Annotated in this window: 1 pseudogene; it reads left to right on the top strand. The window is 66.6% G+C overall.

Annotation, left to right across the window (positions count from 1 at the left end):
• Positions 1-1,666 (top strand): annotated as a pseudogene (locus LI92_RS24020) (hypothetical protein); the annotation flags it as partial.

Here is a 1,666-nt window from a genome sequence, read left to right as displayed (position 1 = left end):
TGGGCGGTCTGGACGTCGGGGCGCTGCTGGGGGCGGTCGGGTTGGGCGGGACCACGCTGCCCGACCTGGTCGACGACCTGGGAATGACCGATCTGACGCTGGGCAGCCTGCTGGGAGGACTGGGCACCGCGGACCTGACATTGGGCGGCTTGGCGGACACGTTGGCCCTGACCGGCCTGAGTGTGGGCGACCTGGTCGGCGCGGTCGGCCTGGACAACCTGGACCTCAACGGACTGCTGACCGGCGTCGGACTGGGCGCCACCACGCTGCCCGGCCTGATCGGCGACCTGGGGCTGACCGATCTGACCCTGGGAGGGCTGGTCGGCGGCATCGGGGCCGGCGGCACCACCCTGCCAGAACTGTTGGGCTACATGGACATGGGCGACGTCACGCTGTCCGGACTGGTCGGCGCCCTGCTGGGCACCACGACACTGCCGGGCATGCTGACCAGCCTCGGCCTGGGCAACCAAAGCCTTGGCGGCCTGCTGGGCGACCTGGGGCTGGGCGGGATGAGCCTGCACACGCTGCTCTACAACCTGAACATGAACGGCCTGCTCGTCAAGGACATGCTGAACAACCTCGGGCTGGGCGACATCAGCATCGGCACCATGATCAACAGCATGGGGTTGGGCACCATGGGCCTGCACAGCCTGGTCAACAACCTCGGTATGGGCCAGCTGACCCTGGTGGATCTGTTGAACACGATCGGCGTCGGACAACAGGGCCTGGGCGGGCTGCTGCACGACTTCGATGTCACCCTGGGCGCAGGTTCGCTGCTCAGGTTCTTGGGGGTCGACCTTGGGCTGATCTCCGATGCCCTGGACGTCCTCAATCTCAACGGTCCCTTGGATGCGACCGGGATCACCGTAGGCGGGCTGCTGAGCTTCTTCGGTCTCAACGTGACCCTGAACTCCCTGTTGGGCAATATCGCCGCGCAGGGTGCCGGGGTGAGCCTGAACGGCGTGCTGCACGGGTTGGGTCTCTACAACCTGACGCTTCCCCAGATCATGGTGAACCTGGGGCTGGGCAATTTCACCCTGGGCTGGACCGGATGGAACGGCCTGCTGCAGGTCCTGGGGCTGGAACACACGAGCGTCAACGGGCTGCTGAACGCGGTGGGGCTCGGCGACGACAACTTGGTCGGTCTGCTCAACAGCCTGGGGCTGGGCGTGAGCCTGCCGCAGCTGCTCGACAACCTGGGGATCGGAACCCTGTCACTGAACGACGTGGTCGGCAGCCTGACGTTGGGTGCCCTGAACCTCGACGGGCTACTGGGCGCCTTGGGTATCGACGAGGTGAACCTGGCCAACCTGCTGCAAAGCCTGGTGGGCAACCTCACGTTGCCGGGTCTGGTCAACAACCTGGGGCTGGGTGAGATGACGCTGGGCGCTGTGGTGGGCAACCTGGCCACCGGCGAACTCACCCTGGGCGCCTTGCTGGGCAACCTGAACCTGAGTGACCTGACACTGGGCGGGCTGCTGGAGAACCTGCAGCTGAGCGACCTCGGCATCGGGCCTCTGCTCGGCGGGCTGAACTTGGGCGGCCTGACGCTGCCCGGCCTGTTGGAGGGGCTGGGCCTGGAGAACCTCACCCTGGGCGGCCTGCTCAGTGACTTGGGGACCGGCAACTTCACGCTGTCGGGTCTGTTGGCCAATCTGGGTCTGGG

Source organism: Mycobacterium sp. UM_Kg1 (assembly GCF_000972925.1).
Classification (GTDB): domain Bacteria; phylum Actinomycetota; class Actinomycetes; order Mycobacteriales; family Mycobacteriaceae; genus Mycobacterium; species Mycobacterium hiberniae.
Note: the sequence above shows the minus strand (reverse complement) of the source record. Positions and strands in the feature narration are given on the sequence as shown.